At 62.6% G+C, this 15,587-nt stretch carries 14 protein-coding genes and 2 pseudogenes; 10 read left to right on the forward strand and 6 right to left on the reverse strand.

Translation table 11 applies throughout. From position 1 onward, the window contains the following. Positions 1-96: 96 nt before the first annotated feature. Entirely contained in the window at positions 97-1,680 is a 1,584-nt protein-coding gene (locus tag HV744_RS27615; RefSeq protein WP_175152543.1) for an aldehyde dehydrogenase (NADP(+)), read from the reverse strand. A 224-nt stretch (positions 1,681-1,904) separates the two neighbouring features. Here HV744_RS27615 and garL point away from each other — a divergent pair, with 224 nt between their 5' ends. From garL to HV744_RS27630, 3 genes and pseudogenes are all read left to right on the forward strand, one after another. Further along, the gene (gene garL / locus HV744_RS27620; protein ID WP_175152544.1) at positions 1,905-2,705 is read left to right on the forward strand and encodes a 2-dehydro-3-deoxyglucarate aldolase; all 801 of its coding nucleotides are present in this window, start codon (positions 1,905-1,907) and stop codon (positions 2,703-2,705) included. Between the two features lie 56 nt (positions 2,706-2,761). Further along, positions 2,762-3,682: a 2-hydroxy-3-oxopropionate reductase gene (locus HV744_RS27625; protein ID WP_175152545.1), complete on the forward strand. Its 921-nt coding sequence runs from the start codon at positions 2,762-2,764 to the stop codon at positions 3,680-3,682. A gap of 136 nt (positions 3,683-3,818) precedes the next feature. Continuing rightward, a pseudogene (locus HV744_RS27630) lies at positions 3,819-4,676 on the forward strand (glycosyl hydrolase family 28 protein); the annotation flags it as partial. Positions 4,677-4,888: 212 nt separating this feature from the next. Here HV744_RS27630 and ilvD read toward each other — a convergent pair. Beyond that, positions 4,889-6,748, reverse strand: coding sequence for a dihydroxy-acid dehydratase (ilvD, locus tag HV744_RS27635; RefSeq protein WP_175152546.1), 1,860 nt, complete (start codon positions 6,746-6,748; stop codon positions 4,889-4,891). Positions 6,749-7,413: 665 nt separating this feature from the next. Here ilvD and HV744_RS27640 point away from each other — a divergent pair. Genes HV744_RS27640 through HV744_RS27665 form a run of 6 tightly spaced genes read left to right on the forward strand, consistent with a single transcriptional unit; the run spans position 7,414 to position 10,773 of the window. Beyond that, positions 7,414-8,274: a PAAR domain-containing protein gene (locus tag HV744_RS27640; protein ID WP_246279219.1), complete on the forward strand. Its 861-nt coding sequence runs from the start codon at positions 7,414-7,416 to the stop codon at positions 8,272-8,274. A gap of 12 nt (positions 8,275-8,286) precedes the next feature. Then, positions 8,287-8,628 (forward strand): PAAR domain-containing protein, encoded by a 342-nt coding sequence (locus HV744_RS27645; protein ID WP_175152547.1) that lies wholly within the window; start codon positions 8,287-8,289, stop codon positions 8,626-8,628. Beyond that, positions 8,629-9,195, forward strand: coding sequence for a PAAR domain-containing protein (locus HV744_RS27650; RefSeq protein WP_175152548.1), 567 nt, complete (start codon positions 8,629-8,631; stop codon positions 9,193-9,195). A gap of 21 nt (positions 9,196-9,216) precedes the next feature. After that, a complete protein-coding gene (locus HV744_RS27655; protein WP_175152549.1) occupies positions 9,217-9,765 on the forward strand; it encodes a PAAR domain-containing protein in 549 nt (182 codons plus the stop codon). After that, positions 9,765-10,349 carry a lysozyme gene (locus HV744_RS27660; RefSeq protein WP_175152550.1) on the forward strand — a complete coding sequence of 195 codons (585 nt, stop codon included), beginning with the start codon at positions 9,765-9,767 and terminating at the stop codon, positions 10,347-10,349. The genes HV744_RS27655 and HV744_RS27660 overlap by 1 nt, the downstream gene beginning before the upstream one ends. Further along, the gene (locus HV744_RS27665; RefSeq protein ID WP_175152551.1) at positions 10,327-10,773 is read left to right on the forward strand and encodes a hypothetical protein; all 447 of its coding nucleotides are present in this window, start codon (positions 10,327-10,329) and stop codon (positions 10,771-10,773) included. The genes HV744_RS27660 and HV744_RS27665 overlap by 23 nt, the downstream gene beginning before the upstream one ends. Before the next feature lie 57 nt (positions 10,774-10,830). Here the strand turns inward: HV744_RS27665 and HV744_RS27670 are convergent. The 3 genes and pseudogenes from HV744_RS27670 to HV744_RS27680 form a co-directional block, all read right to left on the reverse strand. Next, a pseudogene (locus HV744_RS27670) lies at positions 10,831-11,409 on the reverse strand (transposase); the annotation flags it as partial. A gap of 154 nt (positions 11,410-11,563) precedes the next feature. Further along, positions 11,564-12,859, reverse strand: coding sequence for an MFS transporter (locus tag HV744_RS27675; RefSeq protein ID WP_175152552.1), 1,296 nt, complete (start codon positions 12,857-12,859; stop codon positions 11,564-11,566). Between the two features lie 29 nt (positions 12,860-12,888). Further along, positions 12,889-13,725 (reverse strand): NAD-dependent epimerase/dehydratase family protein, encoded by an 837-nt coding sequence (locus HV744_RS27680; RefSeq protein WP_175152553.1) that lies wholly within the window; start codon positions 13,723-13,725, stop codon positions 12,889-12,891. A 427-nt stretch (positions 13,726-14,152) separates the two neighbouring features. On the opposite strand from HV744_RS27680, the gene HV744_RS27685 reads away from it, so the two are divergent. Beyond that, entirely contained in the window at positions 14,153-14,692 is a 540-nt protein-coding gene (locus HV744_RS27685; protein WP_175152554.1) for a DUF2867 domain-containing protein, read from the forward strand. A 12-nt stretch (positions 14,693-14,704) separates the two neighbouring features. Here the strand turns inward: HV744_RS27685 and HV744_RS27690 are convergent, their stop codons facing one another. Next, the gene (locus HV744_RS27690; protein ID WP_175152555.1) at positions 14,705-15,526 is read right to left on the reverse strand and encodes an alpha/beta fold hydrolase; all 822 of its coding nucleotides are present in this window, start codon (positions 15,524-15,526) and stop codon (positions 14,705-14,707) included. Positions 15,527-15,587 lie beyond the last annotated feature (61 nt).

Genomic DNA, 15,587 nt, shown 5'->3' on the forward strand with positions numbered 1-15,587 from the left:
TGGCCGGGATTTCAATTCCCGGCCATTTTTTTAACCCGCTGCTTTCGCTCGTGGCTCAGCGGTTATCTGCCGAGCCACGAGCGCGCAACTACATCCTCAACCGCGCGTGATTTCGCCGTCGCGACGACGCCACAGATCCAGCGGATTGCTGTCGGCCAGCGCTTCGGGCAGCAGATCGGCCGGGAAGTCCTGGTAGCACACCGGGCGCAGGAAGCGCTCGATCGACGTCGTGCCGACCGACGTCGCGCGGCTGTCCGAGGTGGCCGGGAACGGGCCGCCGTGCACCATCGCGTGCGACACCTCGACGCCCGTCGGGTAACCGTTGACCAGAATCCGCCCGGCTTTGCGCTCGAGAATCGGCACCAGCTGCTTCGCCGCGGCGAGGTCGGCGCTGTCCATCTGCAGCGTCGCGGTCAACTGGCCGGCTAAGTGCCCGGCAACCTTCAGCAGTTCCTGCTCGTCCTTGCAACGCACGATGGTCGACACCGGGCCGAACACTTCGTCTTCCAGCGCCGGGTTGGCGAGGAACGTCTGCGCATCGGTCACGAACAGCGCCGCGCGAGCCTGCGTCGGGCCGTTTGCCTCGACGCCGCGCGCCACAGCCTCGACGCCCCTGGTCGCCGCCAGCTTGCTCTCGCCGTCCTGATACGCGGCGTGGATGCCGGCGGTCAGCATGGTCTGGGCCGGCTTGCCGCTCAGCGCTTCCGACGCCGTCGCGACGAAGCCCTTCAATGCGTCGCTGTCGACGGCGATCGCGAGGCCCGGGTTGGTACAGAACTGCCCCGCGCCAAGCACAAGCGAATCGACGAAACCGCGCGCGATGCTGTCGCCGCGTTGCGCCAGCGCGTTCGGCAGCATGAACACGGGGTTGATGCTGCTCATTTCCGCGTAGACCGGAATCGGCTCGGCACGCGCCGCCGCGACGCGCATCAGCGATGTGCCGCCCGCGCGCGAACCCGTGAAGCCCACCGCCTTGATCGCCGGATGCGACACCAGCGCTTCGCCGACCAGATTGCCGGCGCCGACGATCAGCGAGAACACGCCTTCAGGCAAGTCCATTTCCTGCGCGACGCGCTGAATCACACGGCCGACCATCTCCGAGGTCCCGAGGTGCGCGCGGTGCGCCTTCACCACGACCGGGCAACCGGCTGCGAGCGCCGCAGCCGTGTCGCCGCCCGCCACCGAGAACGCGAGTGGGAAGTTGCTGGCGCCGAACACCGCGACCGGGCCGAGCGCGACCTTCTGCATACGCAGATCCGAGCGCGGCAGCGGCTTGCGCTCCGGCAGCGGCGAATCGAGGGTTGCGGCGAGCCATTGGCCGGCGCGCACCACTTGCGCAAACAGTTTGAGCTGGCCGGTCGTGCGGCCGCGCTCGCCTTCGAGACGTGCCTTCGGCAGACCGGATTCCTGCTGCGCCCGCTCGATCAGCGCGTCGCCCAGCGCGGTGATGCCGTCGGCGATGCGTTCGAGAAACTCGGCGCGCACCGTCAGCGGCAGTTGCCGGTACGGGTCGAACGCCTGCTGCGCCAGTTCGCACGCGAGCTGGACTTGAGCGACGCCGCCGCTGCCGAAAACCGGCTCGGCGATCTCGGACCCCGTGGCGGGATTGACCGCGTGCAATGGTTGTTCCTCGCCGCGTACTGCTTTGCGGCCGATCAGCATTTCGCCGGTAATCGACATTTTTCGCTTTCCTTGAATGAACGCTTTAGATATAGGTCATCCTATAACATAGCAAGCCTTCCGCGCAACCCGAAACGCTTGTCTGGTGGGGAATTCGGGTTTACGTGCCCGTTACAACCTACGACCTCGGTGCTAATCTGCCACAAGACATACGACGACCTATAACATAGCGTTTAGCCACTGTCGGAGCTCGCCCGATCCATCGCAGTTCGAGGAGATATCGCATGCCAGCCGTCACGCCCTACCAGGCCTTACCCAATCGCTTCCGCCGCGCGGTATGCGGCGGTGAAACCCAGATCGGCTGCTGGGCGTCGCTCGCCAGCCCGATCGTCACGGAACTGCTGGGCACGATCGGTTTCGACTGGATGCTGCTGGACGCCGAACACGCGCCGAACGACGTGCTCACGCTGATTCCCCAGCTGATGTCGCTCAAGGACAGCGCCAGCGCGCCGGTCGTGCGGCCGCCGGCCAACGACAGCGTGTTCATCAAGCGACTCCTCGACAGCGGTTTCTCGAACTTTCTGGTGCCGTTCATCGAGAGCGCCGCAGACGCGGCCCGCGCGGTCGCCGCGACGCGCTACCCGCCGCAGGGCATTCGCGGCGTGTCGGTGAGCCATCGCGGCAACCGCTATGCGACGGTACCCGATTACTTCGAGGTCGCCAACGACAACGTCTGCGTGATCGTGCAGATCGAGAGCCGCAAAGCCGTCGACGCGATCGACGAGATTCTCGCGGTGGACGGCATCGACGCGGTCTTCGTCGGTCCGTCCGACCTCGCGGCCTCGTACGGCCATCTCGGCAACGCGAATCATCCCGACGTGCAGCAGGCGATTGCGCGCGTCTTCGAGCGCGCCCAGGCGGCCGGCAAAGCAAGCGGCATCCTCGCCCCGGTGCAGGCCGACGCGGAGCGCTATCTGTCGATGGGCTGCCGCGTCATCGCGGTCTGCGCGGATATGGGATTGCTGAAAAACGCCGCGCAGACGGTTCAGAAACACTTCATGCAGAAACAGGCGGGCCAGGCCTGAACCCAGGCACAAGTCAGGCATAAGCTACGCATAAGCCAGGCGCAAGCACGGCCGCCATGACATCTTCGGAGCATTCCATGCAAAAAGCAGGCTTTATCGGACTCGGCATCATGGGCAAGCCCATGGCCGCCAACCTTCTCAAGAACGGCGTCGCGCTCGCCGCGTTCACGCGCAGCGGCGTGCCCGCCGATCTCACCCAGGCCGGCGCCGTCGCGTGCGACAGCCCCGCCGCGGTGGCCGCGCAGGCCGACGTGATCTTCGTCATGGTGCCGGACACACCGGACGTCGAGCGCGTGCTGTTCGGCGAACAGGGCGTCGCCAGCGCATTGCGCGCCGGACAAATCGTGGTCGACATGAGCTCGATCTCGCCGATGGCCACGCGCGAATTCGCGGCGCGCGTGCGCGAGCGCGGCGCGGAGTATCTGGACGCGCCGGTGTCGGGCGGCGAAGTGGGCGCCAAGGCCGCAACGCTAACCATCATGGTTGGCGGCGAACCCGCGACCTTCGACAGCGTCAAGCCGCTGTTCGACATGATGGGCAAGAACGTCACACTGATCGGCGCAGTCGGCGCCGGCCAGGTGTGCAAGGTCGCCAATCAGGTGATCGTCGCCGCGACGATCGAGGCGGTCGGCGAAGCGCTGCTGCTCGCGTCGAAGGCCGGCGTCGATCCGGCACGCGTGCGTGAAGCGCTGATGGGCGGCTTCGCGTCGTCGCGCATTCTCGAAGTGCACGGCGAGCGGATGACCAGGCGCACCTTCGATCCGGGCTTCCGCATCGAGCTGCACCAGAAGGATCTGAACCTCGCGCTGTCGACCGCGCAAGCGCTCGGCGTTTCGCTGCCGAACACCGCCACCTGCCAGGCGCTGTTCAATGCGTGCGTCGCGCATGGCGGCAAGGCGTGGGATCACTCCGCGATGGTGCGCGCGCTCGAAGTGCTCGCCAATCACGAGATCGGCCAACAGCCTGCTCAAAGTTAAAGCCGCACGCCTTTTCGCGCCGCGCCGTTCCGCCCGCCCCATGCAGATGGAGCCGATGGAACGGCGCGTGCGTGCACGCGCGGCCTGAGCACATTCGCAACGACCACGGCTCCGCCGTCATCGGACACTTCTTGGCGGGCCGAATAACGACGGCTTCGACCCGGACGCGTGCAACAACGTGCTCTGCGACGGCGTAACCTTCAACACCGGCGACGACTGCATCGCGATCAAGTCGGGCAAGGATCTCGATACGCAGTACGGCCCCGCGCAGAATCACGTGATCCAGAACTGCACGATGAACAGCGGGCACGACGGCATCACGCTCGGCAGCGAAATGGGCGGCGGCGTGCAGAACATCTACGCGCGCAATCTGCAGATGCTCAACCAGAACTGGGCGACCAATCCGCTGAACATCGCGATTCGCATCAAGACGAACATGAATCGCGGCGGCTTCGTGAAGAACTTCTATGTCGATACGGTCTCGCTGCCCAACGGCGTGAGCCTGAAAGGCGCCGGCTACGGCAGCGCGTTGCTGAAGGGCAGCCCGATCAACGCCACCGTGCCGCTCGGCGTGGTCACGGCGACGGCGGCCAACCCGTCGGCGGCACGGGGCGGCCTGATCACATTCGACTGCGATTACCAGCCGGCCAACGACGCGCTCCGAACCCGTCCGGCCGTCGTGCAGAACGTGAACATCTCGAACGTGCAAGCGAGCAACGTCACGTCCAACGGCGCGACGGGTTCGTGTTTTCAGGCGATCGTCGCGCAGGGGCCGGTCGCGTTCGACTATAACGGCGCAGCCCCAACGCCGACCATTCCGCCGATCACCGGCGTCACGATCTCGAACTGCAACCTGGGCACCGCGGTCTGCGCCGGACCGGCTAGCGCGAGCACACCTGGGCCGATCTACGCGTACAACGTCAACGGCATTACGTTGAAAAACGTCATGATCGGCTCGACGACCTACAACACGACGGTCGTCGATCAGCGCTAAGCGCAAACGCAGCGGGGCAAAGGCGAACGATCCTGCGATCGTTCGTCTTTGCCCTGCCGCGACGTGATGTGACGCGACGCTACAACCGGCTACTCCGGCGCTCGCCGCATACAAAGCATCACGCCCCAAGCGAATCGGCAAAATGAGCAGGCGAAAAAAAGCCGCTCCGAAGAGCGGCCTTGAAGCAGACGGGCACGCAGCCCGTCGCAAGATCAATCGTCCAGCAGCGACAGGTCGCGCACCGCGCCTTTGTCGGCCGACATGACCAGCTTCGCGTAGGCCTTGAGAGCCGCGGACACCTTGCGCGGACGCGGCTTGGCCGGCTTCCACCCCTTCGCGTTCTGCTCTTCGCGGCGGCGCGCCAGTTCCTCGTCGGACAGCAGCACGTTGATCATGCGCTGCGGAATGTCGATGCGGATCTTGTCGCCGTCGCGCACGAGACCGATCGCGCCGCCAGCCGCCGCCTCAGGCGAACAGTGGCCGATCGACAGGCCCGAGGTGCCGCCCGAGAAGCGGCCGTCCGTCAGCAGCGCGCACGCCTTGCCCAGACCCTGGGACTTGATGTAGCTCGTCGGATAGAGCATCTCCTGCATGCCGGGGCCACCCTTCGGGCCTTCGTAGCGCACGATCACCACGTCGCCGGCCTTGACCTTGCCGGCGAGGATGTTCTCCACCGCCTCGTCCTGCGATTCGGTGACGTGAGCCGTGCCCTCGAACACGAGAATGCTCTCGTCCACCCCGGCGGTCTTCACCACGCAGCCATCGAGCGCGATGTTGCCCGTCAGCACCGCGAGGCCGCCTTCCTTCGAGAACGCGTGCTCGTACGAGCGGATGCAGCCCTCGGCGCGATCCAGATCCAGGCTCGGCCAGCGAGTGTTCTGGCTGAACGCCACCTGCGTGGGGACGCCGGCCGGGCCAGCCAGGTAGAAGTTCTTGACGGCTTCATCCTGGGTGCGGGTGATGTCCCACTGATCCAGCGCGTCCTTGAGCGTGGCGGCGTGCACCGTGGGCACGTCGGTGTGCAGCTTGCCGGCGCGCTCCAGCTCGCCGAGGATAGCCATGATGCCGCCCGCGCGGTGCACGTCTTCGATGTGGTACTTGTTGGTATTGGGCGCCACCTTGCACAGCTGCGGCACGACGCGCGACAGGCGGTCGATGTCGGTCATCGTGAAGTCGATGTCCGCTTCGCGCGCGATCGCCAGCAGGTGCAGGATCGTGTTGGTCGAGCCGCCCATCGCGATGTCCAGCGTCATCGCGTTCTCGAACGCCTTGAAGCCCACCGCGCGCGGCAGGATCGACGCCTGCTCCTCTTCGTAGTACTGGCGGGCCAGTTCCACGATGCGGCGGCCAGCGCGCTTGAAGAGCTGCTCGCGGTCCGCGTGGGTGGCGACCACCGTGCCGTTGCCGGGCAGCGACAGGCCCAGCGCCTCGGTGAGGCAGTTCATCGAGTTGGCCGTGAACATGCCCGAGCACGAGCCGCAGGTCGGGCACGCGGAGCGCTCTACCTCGGCCACGTCGGCGTCAGAATAGGCCTTGTCGGCGGCGATCACCATCGCGTCCACCAGGTCGAGCTTCTTGAACTCGATGGTGCCGGTGGCGGGATTGGCGAGGCGCGTCTTGCCGGCTTCCATCGGGCCGCCGGAAACGAAGATCACCGGGATGTTGAGCCGCATCGCGGCCATCAGCATGCCGGGGGTGATCTTGTCGCAGTTGGAGATGCACACCATCGCGTCGGCACAGTGCGCGTTGACCATGTATTCCACCGAGTCCGCGATGATGTCGCGACTGGGCAGCGAATACAGCATGCCGTCGTGGCCCATCGCGATGCCGTCATCGACGGCGATGGTGTTGAACTCCTTGGCCACGCCACCCGCGGCCTCGATCTCGCGCGCGACGAGCTGGCCCAGGTCCTTCAGGTGCACGTGTCCAGGCACGAACTGGGTGAACGAATTGACCACCGCAATGATCGGCTTGGAAAAGTCTTCGTCTTTCATGCCGGTGGCGCGCCACAGGGAGCGCGCCCCCGCCATGTTGCGGCCGGCGGTGGAGGTTTTGGAACGGTATGCGGGCATTGTGGTTGTTGAAGAAATATCGCGGACAGGATGCGGGCCACGGGAATAAAGGCCCCTCGGGCGCCGGTGCAAACAACCTTTTGAGCCGCGCTCCGGGCAAACTTCGCGATTATCCCATACCGCCTGGACACGTGCTGCGCCACGGGTTACGTGCGGCGCCACTTGTGCTGAGGCGAGGCTGCCGCACGTGCGTGACGACGAATTCGAGGCCCTCGGCGACGCGCATTTGCGTCGGTCCATTCTGAATTTTGATAACTGCCGGAACAGCAACGCGCGCCACATGAGCACTTGAGCACTTGAGCACTTGAGCACTTGAGCACTTGAGCACTTGAGCACTTGAGCACTTGAGCGCTTGCGGCGCGTAGGCCAGTACGAGCAGCGCGCGGTAGCGGCGCGAGGCGGTCTAGCTGGCGACGGATGCGCGCGGCCTGCGCGGTTGCATCCGTACCGGTTAGCGTGGAAGCGGACAGCACGCCCTGATGGAGCACGCCGAGCGAAGACAGGCCGCCACACTCAACGGCATGACGCAATGCGTCGCGCAGTGCAGAGGCGGGACTGGAGCGGGAAAAACCAGGACCAGAAATACATAAACCGGCTAGCGCGGGTTTCCCGAATCGGGACAGATTTCGACCATCCCGATTGAGGCCCCAACTAGCCGGAATCTGGTGAATGTCAATTCTTGCAAATATAGCCAATACGCATTGATCTGTAACCATTTTTTGACCTTACCTGATTGCGCTTCAAAAAGAATAGGTGAAGGATCGAAGAAATTTGGCGTGCGACTCAGACGCCCCGCGCGCCAGCTTCGTGAACATCGCGTCAATGGCGCTTTTTTGTCTTTAGGAGAACTGGAAATGTCGAAACAGGAACCCAAAGGGACGCTTCACCGCTTCGCAACCGTTGGCGCGCTCACGGAACGCGGTGGACGCGTCAGTACCGGCTATGGGTCGAAGATTTGCGGGCTTCCCATCGCGCGGGTCGGCGATATCGTTACCTATAGCGACGGCAGCGAAGCCGCCATCATTGACGGCGCAGGATATGCGGCCGTGTTTGGGGACCACCCCGCCGCGCTAGTCGGTAGCCGCCTCACGAACGGCGACCGGATCATCGAAACGCCCTGGGGACACCTGGAAATGGGCGTCTGCGTCCCCGACGATGAACCGGTGCCGGGCCTGTTCGATGCAAACTGGACGCCGCCACCGCGCAAACCCCTGGACCGCTTCGCCGTGCGCGGTGCAACTACGGCACGGGGCGGCATCGTGCGCGAAGTGTCAAGCCTATGGGAAGTCGAACGAACGCACCGCAAGGCCGCGAGCATTGGCGATTTTGTCGAGTATCAGGACGGAAGCCGCGCACGCATCATTACGGGCATCGGCATTCCTGGCAACGAACAGAACCGCTATGCGGTCGTTGGCAGTCTGCTGGATAACGGCGATGTGATTACCGACAGCCCGCACCGCGAGCCGCAAACGTCCACGATCTTTGTTCCCATTGATGAACACGGTGCCGCGCTGGCGGCCCCGTAACGGGGGGGCATCATGAGGCGTCGAATTGCCGTAGTCGGCGATACATTGACGAGCGGCGGCCAGATTCTCGATTACGAGCAGACTACCGGCTTTCGCTTTCACGGGCATAAAACCGCGCTACCCGGAAACGAGGTGTCCTGCGAGAAATGCAAAAGCACTGGGATTCTCGCCAAGGCGGGTGGCCCATACCGACTTCACTACCACACTGCGCGCGAGGTGGCGCTGGATGGCGATATCGTGCTGTGCAAATGTCCGACTCCGCCCGCCATTATCGCCACGCTCGCGGGTGGATCATGGGTCGAAGATCGTGGACGTTTGCGGCTCGCGGCCTATCCTGGGCATAGGGAGGCTTGAATGCCGGGAACGTACTATGCAGCGGTCGAGGGCGATCCGCTGGACAACGGCTCTGGCGGTTATGTGCTGAATGGCTCCAGTACCTTCCTGATCGCTGATGAAACCGGCCGCAACCGTCGCGCGGCGTTCATCGGACACCAGGCGTGGTGTGGCGTCTGCAAAAGTGTGGGCCTCATCACGAAAGGCGTACCCGTCCGCAAGGGTGGCCGCATGATCGACCTGACAGGGGGCATGCAGGACCAGGCGGTGGGCGGTGACTTTGTGATATGCAACTGCGCTGACCACCCGCGCATCATCGCGGTCTATGGACGTAGCTGGATCATTCATGACCGGGGCAACGCGGAAAGCTCACGCGCGGACGTTACGCCCACGCAACGCCTGAAGTACGACGAGCAATTCACACTAACCGATGCGGCAGGTAACGCGCTCTCCAATACGTATTACACCGTGCGTATGCCTTCTGGTGAACTGGTGCACGGTGTTACCGATCCGTCGGGCAAGACCGCGCGTTATGAGACGGACGACGCACACCGCCTGGCTCTTTACATCGGCCACCGGGAGGCGTAATTGACTGTCTACTATGCGGTTGTGGAAGACGATCCGCTTGATAACGGAGGCAACAGCCATGTTATCGGCGGCACACCTCATGCAACTATCCAGGGCCCGGACGGGAAGTCACGCGGGCAGACGCATCTCGGACATAAGGCGTGGTGTTCAGTGTGCCAGTCTGTCGGCGAAATTGCCGCAGGTGCGCGAATATCGGACTATCTGCGCGGCTGGGACGAAATCTTGGGCGCGAAGGAAGCTATTGACGGCGATATCGTGCTCTGCAAATGCGAGCGGCACCCGCGCATCGTGTCGGTCTATGCGCGTAGCTGCACGTACATCGATAGCGCTAGCGGCGCGCCGGCCGCTGCTACGCCGGCTGCACTAGCATCCGCGCAAAGCACCGGATACGACGAACAATTCACGCTTCGCGATGCGAATGGTTCGCCACTCGCCGATACCTATTACACCCTTGCTTCGCACGGCACGCTGATTCACGGCGTCACTGACTCATACGGACGCACTGCGCGCCACGAAACAGACGGAGCGCAAGCCGTCCGCGTTTATCTTGGTCACAGACAGGAGGCCTAATGCCTGATGCGCTTGCAACCGTACTAACAAACACCAATCCGAATTCATGCGTGAATGTCCAATCGGGCCGACTTTGTAAGCCGTGGCAGCTGTCGAATGATGGAATAGCGTTTATGGCTGTATGTGAAAGTGGCGTTTTGAATGGCACCTATATGGGCATGCCCGTCGTTGATGGAATGATTCTAAAAGTTTATGTCGATAGCAAGGGGTATCCTACAGTCGGATTCGGGCATAAAGTTATTCCTTCGGATCATTTGCATGTGGGCGATGCGATTTCGGTAGAGCGCGCACGAGAGCTTTCAAAAATTAACTTGGCAGAATCCGGGTCTGCGATTAATCGTCGGGTACACGTTCCATTGCACCAATGCGAATATGATGCACTGGTAAGCATGGCTTTTAATGCGGGATCGGGACACGGAATTGCGAAATTAGTTGATAAAATCAATACCGGTGAATATGCTGCTTTACCAGCGTATATTCGTACATATCGCGCCCGTGGGATTGAGTGGCGGCGCGCTCTTGAAGCACGACTTTTTGAAACTGGGAATTACGATGCGCGACATGGGAAAGGCATTGCTATATAAATCGGTCAAGTCCCTTGTGGCAGCAATGGCACTAAGTGGCTTTCAGTCGATATATGCCGATGAAGTCATCAATTATTCGAACTGCACGCAGCACCTTGGCGGTGGTGGATTCGGAGATTTCGACTGTTACGAAATTCATGCCAAGAGCCTGGAGGCTGATAACAAGAAAGTCTTCAATGCAATCAAGTTAGCGCGCGGCGTTACTAGCGCGAACAGGATCGAATTGAGCGGATACATGCGAGCGCAAGACGATGCGGCGAAGGCTTGTGATCTCGCGATTAAACTTGAATATCCGTCACAGAAAGAAAGAGCGCAAAGGGATCATATAGAATTATATGATGTCATGGCGGCACGTTGCCACTATTCGATTAGAAAGCAACAAAACGAGTTTCTGCATGATCTACATTCAATCACGAACGATTAAGAGCAGCTACGCCATTCATGGCTAATTCAATTGCCCCGCTTCGGCCGGGCTTTCCTGTCTATGGGCGCGGCAATCGCTCACGAAGTCGCGCGTGTCATAAATCTTGTCGGCGCCCACGGTCTTCGCGTGTGTGCCGGGCACATAGTCGAGTAGTCGCAGCACACTGACCCGCTCCGAAAAACCATCCGCATGACTGGCCACGGCGCCGACCACCAGCCCCGAACGGTTCTCCATCAGGACGTGTCCGTGGTAACAGAGGATGGCCGGGCTCTTGCCGCTCTTGTTGAACAGACGCGCATCCGGATCCGTGCTCGACTCATGTGTGGCGTTGCTGCGCGGCTGGCCCTTCCAGTAGGTGTCAGCATTGCGTCCGCCCTTTGCCGGCAGTCCATCGTCCGAGCCGTCCTTGCGGCGGAAAGCTCTTATAACTGGCCCACGCCTGAATCGGCGTGCCATCTACCGAGAAATGGTCTCCGGCCGCTGTCCGCATAGATGACGCCTGAACAGCCCATTGAGCCGTTTCAACGCTTCATTGACCAGCAGCCGGACTGGTCGCAGCGGATGATCCGCCGGGACGAAATCCTCCAGTTTTACCGTGGTAAACAGGGGTTCCTGCATCTCATCCAGTCCGCGCATCGCATCCGCTGCCAAAAATCATGAACACGATATCCATAACGCCTGTCCCTCAAAGCCCGTTTACACGGGACCGAAATTCAAGAGCCTGCTAGACCCCGCTTCCGCTTCTGCTTTTCCCGTCACGCTAAATCACGCTTCCGGAACTCACCGTCACTTACTTGGCGCCAACCGCACCCGCCGTAGTCCAGTGCGGCTCGGGCACCTTGTCGGTGCTCTTCGCCATCAGGCACACCACGGCGGCGGCGATCAGGTCGAACACGGCCAGCACGACGAACAGGGGGCTGTAACCGATCTGCGTGACGAGGATACCGAACAGCACCGTGAACGCTGCGGCGCCCAGATAACCCGCCATCCCGCCCATACCCGTCGCGGTGGCGACCTCGTTCTTGCCGAACATGTCGGAGGTGATCGCGTACAACGCGCCCGACAGAGTCTGGTGCGCAAACCCGCCGACGCACAGCAACGCCACCGCCGTATAAGGACTCGCCACCAGACCGACGCATGCCGGTCCGATCATGAACAGCGCGCCGACGACGAACACCATCTTGCGCGACGTGAACAGCGAGACCTTCGCGTACTTGTGAAACAGCGGGCTCAGATAACCGCCGAGCACGCAGCCGATGTCCGCGGCCAGAAACGGCATCCATGCGAACAGCGCTACTTCCTTCAGGTTCATGTGACGCTCGGTCATCATGTACAACGGAATCCAAGCGTTGAAGGTCTGCCAGGCCGGCTCGGAAAGCATCCGCGGAATACCGATCGCCCAGAAATCGCGGCTGACCAGCATCGCGCGCCAACTCCGCTTCGGAGCGCCGACGTCGGAGTGCTTCGCCTCTTGCCCGCTGAGGATGTACTCGCGCTCGTCGGCGCCCAACAGCTTCTGCTTGCGCGGATGCTTGTACAGCACCATCCACAGCAAGCTCCAGACGATCCCCGCCACGCCGACGATCACGAACGCCAGTTGCCACTGTCCGCGCAACAGCGCCCAGACCACCAGCGGCGGCGCCAGCAAGGCGCCGATCGACGAGCCGATGTTGAACCAGCCGATCGCGACCGAACGTTCCTTCGCGGGAAACCATTCGCTGGTCGCTTTCACGCCGGCCGGAATGCCGGCCGCTTCCGCGAGACCGAGCAGGCCGCGGAAAAACGCGAGGCTGCGCCAGCCCGTCGCCCACGCCGCTGCCGCGCAGGCCAGCGACCATGCCAGCGCGAACGCCGCAAAGCCGACCTTGGTGCCCACGGTGTCGAGCACATAGCCCGCCACCGGCTGCATGAACGCATAGCAAAGCTGCCACGCGACGACCACGTGAGAGTATTGCTCCGTGCTGATGTTGAGGTCCTTCATCAGCGTCGGTGCGGCGACCGACAGCGTATTGCGCGCGAGGTAATTGATGATCAGCCCGGCCGCGACCAGACTGACCATCCACCAGCGAATGCCCTTGATTCTCATGACTGCGTCTCCTCGTAATGCTGCGCGTGTCAGACCGGCCGCGCCGCCGTGGCGGCCGAGCCGTCCGGACCGCCGTCTTCGCGCGAATAATCGATACCGACAAAGCTGCCGCCCTGGAAGCGTTGACCCAACGCGTCGAGCGGATTGGGCCGCGCGAGGATCTCCGCGGCGTAGACCTCGGAATCCTGGGTCGGCAGATAGCCCAGACGCTCGGCGCCGCTGTTGTCCCACCAGCTGCGCGTGTTGGCGGACACGCCCCAGATAGTCAGGAATCCGACGTTCTCCGCTTCGACACAGCGGTCGAGGAAGTGCATCAGATCACGATGACCGAGCCACGTGCTCAGGTGGCGCGGCTCGGTCGGCCGTTCGAGGCAACTGCCGATGCGCACGCAAACGCTCTCGATGCCGTGCTTGTCCCAGTACATTCTCGCCAGCGCTTCGCCCCACACCTTGCTCAGGCCATAGAAGCCGTCCGGGCGCAGTTCACAGTCGAGACTGAGCCGCTCGGTGACCGGATACATGCCGATCGCGTGATTCGAACTGGCGAACACGATGCGCTTCACACCTTGCCGGCGCGCGCCTTCGTACACCTCGACCAGCCCGCGCAAATTGTTCTCGATGATTTCGGGCAGCGGACGCTCGACGCTCGTGCCGGCGAAGTGGATCAACACGTCCATGCCTTCGAGCAGGCGATCGACGACCGCCGGCTCGCGCAGGTCGCCGTGCATCACGTCCTCGCCGTCGACCAGAGGCGTCAGCGCTTTCGAGCCTGCTGCCGAACGCAACGGCGTACCGCGCGCAATCAACGCAGCGCGCACGACGGAGCCGAGCTGGCCGCCGGCGCCACTCAGGGCAATCCTTTTCATAGGGGGTTCCTTTCCTGCGCCGTGCGCAATCGAACTGGGGGTACAGCTAGCGGTTGAGCGGCGGGGGATAGCGCCTGCATAACACACGTTAGTTGTACGATAACGTACTATCGACGATGACCAAGCTAATTTCAACCAGGCATTTACCCTTAATCATATTGGAACAATTAAAACTTTTTCTTAACAAACAAGTAGATGCATCCACACCAATTTATGCGACGTCGTATGACAAAGGGCTAAAATTTTTCCCTCCGATGCGGTGCACTGCGGGGCGCCCGCCGAGCCCTCCGACGCAACCGCCCGCCAGCACGCGTAGACTTGTCCCGCTTGTGAACTGGCGAGTCAACGCGCCGCCATCACCGCCGCCGCCGTTGCGGATGCCGACGCGCCCGTCGAGCCCGCTTAATTTTCAGCGCAGCACGTCACCATGCCCAACACCCACCGCTCCGTGCAATCTGTCGCCCTGCCAGCCGAATCCGCTGTGACCCGGCTGTACAACGCGCCGGATCTCGCCGACGCGTACGCGGTCCGCCTGCCCGACAATGCGATCGATGATCCGGAATTGCTGGCGCGTTTTCTGTTCGCGCATCAGGCGGGATGGGTGGCGAAACTGATGGGGCTGCGCGATGCGCTGGTCGCCCGCTTCGGGCTCAAGACAGCGAAGCAGTTGCGCACGGCAGGGTCGGCCGGTTCGCGGGAGCGCGTCGACATCTTCAGGATCTACACGCGCAGCGCGCACGAGATCATCCTCGGCGAGAACGACAGTCATCTGGACTTCCGGCTGTCGGTGCTGCAGCAAACCCGCAACACGCGCGACGGCCGTGCGCGCTTTCTGGTGCTGTCCACCGTCGTGCATTGCCACAATGGGCTCGGGCGCTTCTACATTCTCGCGATCGCGCCGTTCCACCGGCTGGTGGTTCGCTCGGCATTGCGGCGAGCGGCGCGCGTCGGCTGGCCGACTGCGTGAGCGGTCATCGCATCACGAGCCGATAAACTCCAGCAGATCGGCATTCACCTTGTCGGCCTCGACGGTGCACATGCCGTGCTGGCCACCCGGATAGACCTTGAGCGTCGCATTCTTCACGATCTTCGCGGTCTGACGGCCCGCCGCATCGATCGGTACGATCTGGTCATCGTCGCCGTGCAACACCAGCGTCGGCACGTCGATCTTCTTCAGATCTTCGGTGTAGTCGACCTCGGAGAACTGCTTGATGCAGTCGTACAGTCCTTTGATCGAGCCGGCCATGCCCTGCACCCAGAACGAATCGATCACGCCTTGCGATACCTTCGCGTTCGGCCGGTTGTAGCCGTAAAACGGCATCGCCAGATCCTTGAAAAACTGCGAGCGGTCGTCGACCACGCCCTTGCGAATCCCGTCGAACACGTCGATCGGCGTGCCATTCGGATTGTTCCCGGTCTTCACCATCAACGGCGGCACCGCGCCGATCAGCACAGCCTTCGCGACGCGTTGTGTGCCATGCCGGCCGATGTAATGCGCGACTTCCCCACCGCCGGTCGAATGGCCGACGAGCGTGGCGTCCTTCAGGTCGAGGTGTTCGATCAGCGCGGCGAGATCGTCCGCATAGGTATCCATGTCGTTGCCGTCCCACGGCTGCTCCGAGCGGCCGTGGCCGCGGCGGTCATGCGCGATCACGCGAAACCCCTTGCTGCCGAGAAACAGCATCTGCGCATCCCATGCATCCGCGCTCAACGGCCAGCCGTGCGAGAACACGACCGGGCGGCCCTTGCCCCAGTCCTTGTAGAAAATTGCCGTACCGTCTTTCGTCTTGATCGTGCTCATCTGCTGACTCCTGGTGGATGAAGTCTGCCGTCGCCGGCAGGTGGATGAAGCTTGCTCCAGA

Source organism: Paraburkholderia ultramafica (genome assembly GCF_902859915.1).
Classification (GTDB): Bacteria; Pseudomonadota; Gammaproteobacteria; order Burkholderiales; family Burkholderiaceae; genus Paraburkholderia; species Paraburkholderia ultramafica.

Coding starts and splice junctions, on each gene's coding strand:
- HV744_RS27680 (WP_175152553.1), bottom strand. CDS start 13,725: ATGAAAAGGATTGCCCTGAGTGGCGCCGGCGGCCAGCTCGGCTCCGTC.
- HV744_RS27660 (WP_175152550.1), top strand. CDS start 9,765: ATGCCTGATGCGCTTGCAACCGTACTAACAAACACCAATCCGAATTCA.
- HV744_RS27675 (WP_175152552.1), bottom strand. CDS start 12,859: ATGAGAATCAAGGGCATTCGCTGGTGGATGGTCAGTCTGGTCGCGGCC.
- HV744_RS27650 (WP_175152548.1), top strand. CDS start 8,629: ATGCCGGGAACGTACTATGCAGCGGTCGAGGGCGATCCGCTGGACAAC.
- HV744_RS27625 (WP_175152545.1), top strand. CDS start 2,762: ATGACATCTTCGGAGCATTCCATGCAAAAAGCAGGCTTTATCGGACTC.
- ilvD (WP_175152546.1), bottom strand. CDS start 6,748: ATGCCCGCATACCGTTCCAAAACCTCCACCGCCGGCCGCAACATGGCG.
- HV744_RS27685 (WP_175152554.1), top strand. CDS start 14,153: ATGCCCAACACCCACCGCTCCGTGCAATCTGTCGCCCTGCCAGCCGAA.
- HV744_RS27665 (WP_175152551.1), top strand. CDS start 10,327: ATGGGAAAGGCATTGCTATATAAATCGGTCAAGTCCCTTGTGGCAGCA.
- HV744_RS27645 (WP_175152547.1), top strand. CDS start 8,287: ATGAGGCGTCGAATTGCCGTAGTCGGCGATACATTGACGAGCGGCGGC.
- HV744_RS27615 (WP_175152543.1), bottom strand. CDS start 1,680: ATGTCGATTACCGGCGAAATGCTGATCGGCCGCAAAGCAGTACGCGGC.
- HV744_RS27690 (WP_175152555.1), bottom strand. CDS start 15,526: ATGAGCACGATCAAGACGAAAGACGGTACGGCAATTTTCTACAAGGAC.
- garL (WP_175152544.1), top strand. CDS start 1,905: ATGCCAGCCGTCACGCCCTACCAGGCCTTACCCAATCGCTTCCGCCGC.